Genomic DNA, 4,456 nt, shown 5'->3' on the forward strand with positions numbered 1-4,456 from the left:
ACTATAATTCTTAATTATCAAACCCTGAATAGTAGCATTAGCATTTACAGTAAACACAGTACCCGAACCATTACCCACAATAGTCACAGTACCGTTATTTTTAACGTTCACTGGTTTTGAAATTGTCAAAGTTAAGTTATTGTACTGTCCACCATTAAATACGATGTTACTGTTGTTTACACAATTATTTAGGATGTACTGTATTTGAGTGTTGTTCAAATAATTGTATATATTCCAAGTGGTTCCGTTGTAGAACACTTCATTTAATGTTGATTGTGCCTGTGAAGCTAAATAATCACCTAAACCCATATACTGTGCTGTGATATTGTATTGACCGACCGTAAGATCTGCAATCCAATTTTTAAGAGTTGCAATTCCATTAACCAGATCTGCTGTGCCAATTAGTGTGCTGCCCCTGTAAAATTTAACAACACCGCCATTAACCACATTACCACTGGCAGTCTCCTTAACAACTGCAGTCACATTAACCCTATCACCATACTTAACAGACGAATTAGACAAATTAACATTAGTTGTAGTGTTAACAGAAGTTACTGTTAGGAATGCATGGTTGTCTGATGTAAGGTAACTTTCAGATCCTAGATACTGGACATTTATTTCATATACACCTCTATCCTTATCAATCACCCATTCTTTAGTGGCTTTACCATCATGCACCGCAGCCTTACCAATAGATGTGTTTCCAATGAAGAATTCAACTTCACCCTCACCTACAGGATCACCGCTCTTCTCATCTTTGACATTTGCAGTTATAACTATTTTATTGCCCTGTTTACTTGTGGAATTTGATAAATCAACTGTAGTTGCAGTATCTGCCTGATACAATTCAAAATTACAGGTCAAAGTCTGATTATCAATAGTCGCGTTCACTGAATAGTTACCATAAGTTCCAGCGTTAAACACAGCATTTGCAGCATTATCAGTTAAACTACCAGATACAGGACTAATAGTTCCATCAGAAACACTGAACACATAATCCCTTACTGGCAAATAACCATCAAAAGTATATATTTTTTCACCGTCTGTAGATTTAAATGTTAATGTAATGTTTCTATTAAGACCGGGTTTGTTATCTGGGGTTAAAGTAATTACCAGCCAGTAATTAATGTTTCCACCAGTTATAACCGGTTTAGTGTTATTACCCCACCAGTTATAATCAGCAGTTAAATTTGAGGCAGTTAACTGCACTGGATTCAGTATCACACAATTTGAAATATTTACGTTATTACCACTACCACTTATGGCACAGGTATTGTTATCAAACAGAGAACCTACAACAATCAAATCACCGCCGGTAACAGTTATAGCATTTTTCATATTGGCAAATGATGAATTATAGATTTCAGTATTCGAACAACTAAAACTTGAATTAAAGAACGTTGAATTATAAATTTCTCCAGTAAAAGAAATCAGAGAAATATTACAAAAAATCGAATTATAAATTTCCCCATTAAGATATAACGTACTAGTCATATTGGTGAACAAAGAATTATAGATTTTAGCCAACGAACCAATACCCATAGTTAGATTATAGAACGTTGAATTATAAATTTCTAAAAATACAGTACCAGATATATCATAATTGTTTCCACTACCTGTATTATTTGTAAAGGTACATTTTACTACTGATACATTACCTCCATAAATTGCACTACCCATATTAGCCCATGTGCTTTTCGTATTGTTTCCGATTAAAGAGTCACTGATGGATAAATTACCACCATTAAATATTCCTGTCCCTGTTGTAGCTGCATTATTTAATAAGGAAGTACTGTTAATGATTAGTGTACCAGTGTTGAAAATAGCTCCCCCACCATAATTACCTGCTGAGATTGATATTGCTTTATTACCATAGAAGGTAGTGTTGTTAATGGTTAATTTACCTTGATTATTAATTGCTCCTCCATTAAAACCAGTATTATTACCAAAGTAGGAATTTAAGATTTTTACACTGGTATTATCGATCATTATGGGGCTTGCAGTGTTACTTTTTGAATTAATAAGTGATAAACTATCTAATGTTATTAACCCCTTTCCAAGTGTTATATTGAAAATCCAGTTTGTAGTGGATTCCCCATCAATAATGGTCTTATTTACACCGTCACCAATGATTGTGATGTTCATAGTGCCAGGTAAAGTTATATTAGTATTTCCCGCACCTGAATAAGTTCCTTCTAACAGGTGAATGATTATATTTCGACTTAATTCGAAACCAGTATTTAACGCTTTTTGAATGGTTAAGAAGGGATTGCTTACAGTTCCGTTACCAGTAGAATCATTACCAGATTTAGAAACATAGTACTCAACAGAATCTTTCTCATTACTAATTGCAACTTTAACTACACCATTTTTAGTATAAACCGGATCAGCAGCATTACTGGAAGTACCAGTTAAATTATAAGCTCCGTTTTTAAAACCAATATAATTTAAAGTAGCAACACCATTAATCACATTCGCCTGGCCAATGTATTCACCGTTCAAGTAAAATGATACAGATCCACCGCTGACAGAATTACCATTATCATCAGTTACAGTAGCAGTTAAATCACCAGCGAGTTTACTGATATTAACTGTACCGTTACCCACAAAAGTCAGGTTACTTCCAGTGATTAAAGAACTACCATCAAGATATATGTCATTACCGTTAGTTACAGCACTATTCAAATCCATAGTATTATTTATAAGAGTGATGTTCTTCATACCATAATCAGGATTAGCATAAGCATAAATGGTTCCCCCACAAGTTCCTGCAGAATTTTTTGTAAATGTACCATTTATTACTACTAAAGTAGCTCCGCTATTGGCCCCAAAGCCCACATATATAGCTCCACCATATCTAGACGCCTTATTTCCTATAAAAGTGTCGTTAACACTCTGAACATAACTAGAACCAGAACAATATATAGCTCCACCGTTACCAAAATTACTTTCAGAGTTAATGGCAGAATTATTGATATACTGATTGTTAGTGCTTATAAGATTCCCTTGAGAATATATTGCCCCACCATCTCGATATGCAGTATTATTACTGAATTTACAATTGCTTACATTTAAATAAGAACCCCATAGTGATGTGTACAGGCCATTACTGAAAGAACAGTTTGAAATTATAGCGTAATTGCCATCATTGCCTGAAATACTTGAACATGCATTATTGAAAACACTGTTTTTTAGAATTTTTACTGTATCTATAGCAGAGCCAGATACTGCACTTCCACAGTTGTTGAAAATGCAACTGTCAATATTGAAATCACTATTTGCACTTACAGCACCTGTAGATGTAACATTTTGAAATGTCAGATTTTTGAGAATTACCTGAGTGTACTGGCCGAAGTTAAATATCCCGCTCTGATTTTCACCATCTATTACAGTTTTATTGTACGTTTCACCGATTAAATTTAAAACACCTATATCAGTGAAGCTCATATTTGTGTTTCCATCTCCAGAGTAAGTACCCTCCAGTATATGGACTATAGGGTAGTATGATGTGGAAAATGCTTCGTGAATAGCCTTAGATATAGTCAAATAAGGCTTGCTTACAGACCCATCTCCAGTATCATCACTGCCTGTTGTTGAAACATATACCTCCTTAGGAGTCCTGTCAATGTTCACTGTTAATGTACTATTTTTGATATTAGACAAATCAGTGAAACTGGCAGATTCTCCTGTTAAATTACATAAACCATTGTTCTTCAACAATTTAGTGTATGTTACTGTTGCCATGCCATCTTTTACACTTGCACTTCCAAGTGACTCGTTACCTGCATAGAATGAAAGTGTTCCACCATAAACTGGATGCCCCAGATCATCAGTTACTGTAGCATTTACTGTACCTGTGGGTGTGGTAATAGTCACGTCATTGAAAGTTATATTAGCATTGAAAGCACCGCTTAAATAAATATACTGACCTACTCCTGCAGAACAATCAATCATTGTGTTATTTTTTAAATAACTGTTTCCTGAAAGGTATACAGCTCCCCCTCGACCAGAAGTACTGTTCACCTTACTGTTAATAATTGTATTGTTTATCAAGGATCCAATGATACTTATAGAACCACCATAATTAGTTACAGCATAATTATTCGCAAAGTAAGAATTTATTATACTTGCATTGTTAAGAGCTACAGCTCCACTATACTTAGCATAATTATTTGTAAAACTGGAATTTGATATATTAACTAATGTTGAACCTGAACGTATAGCCCCACCATATCCTGATGGTGCTGAATTGTTGTTGAACTTACTGTTAAAAACAGTTAGATTTCCAGAAGTACTGCAAATAGCTCCACCACCATTATATGATGTTGCGTAGTTTTTTTCAAAAATACAATCCACAATACTTAAATTACCCTCATTAACAATGGCTCCCCCATTTGTAGATTTTCCATTGATCAATGTGAGGTTTAGAAGTTTAACAATAGAATCAGCTTTTATA

General features: G+C 34.4%; 1 protein-coding gene. It reads right to left on the reverse strand.

Annotation, left to right across the window (positions count from 1 at the left end):
• Positions 1-4,416 (reverse strand): beta strand repeat-containing protein (locus tag ASJ80_RS08480; RefSeq protein ID WP_179288744.1); only part of this gene is annotated, 4,416 nt, incomplete at its 3' end.
• Between the last annotated feature and the right edge of the window lie 40 nt (positions 4,417-4,456).

Origin of the sequence: Methanobacterium bryantii (assembly GCF_002287175.1) — an archaeon.
GTDB classification, from domain to species: domain Archaea; phylum Methanobacteriota; class Methanobacteria; order Methanobacteriales; family Methanobacteriaceae; genus Methanobacterium_D; species Methanobacterium_D bryantii.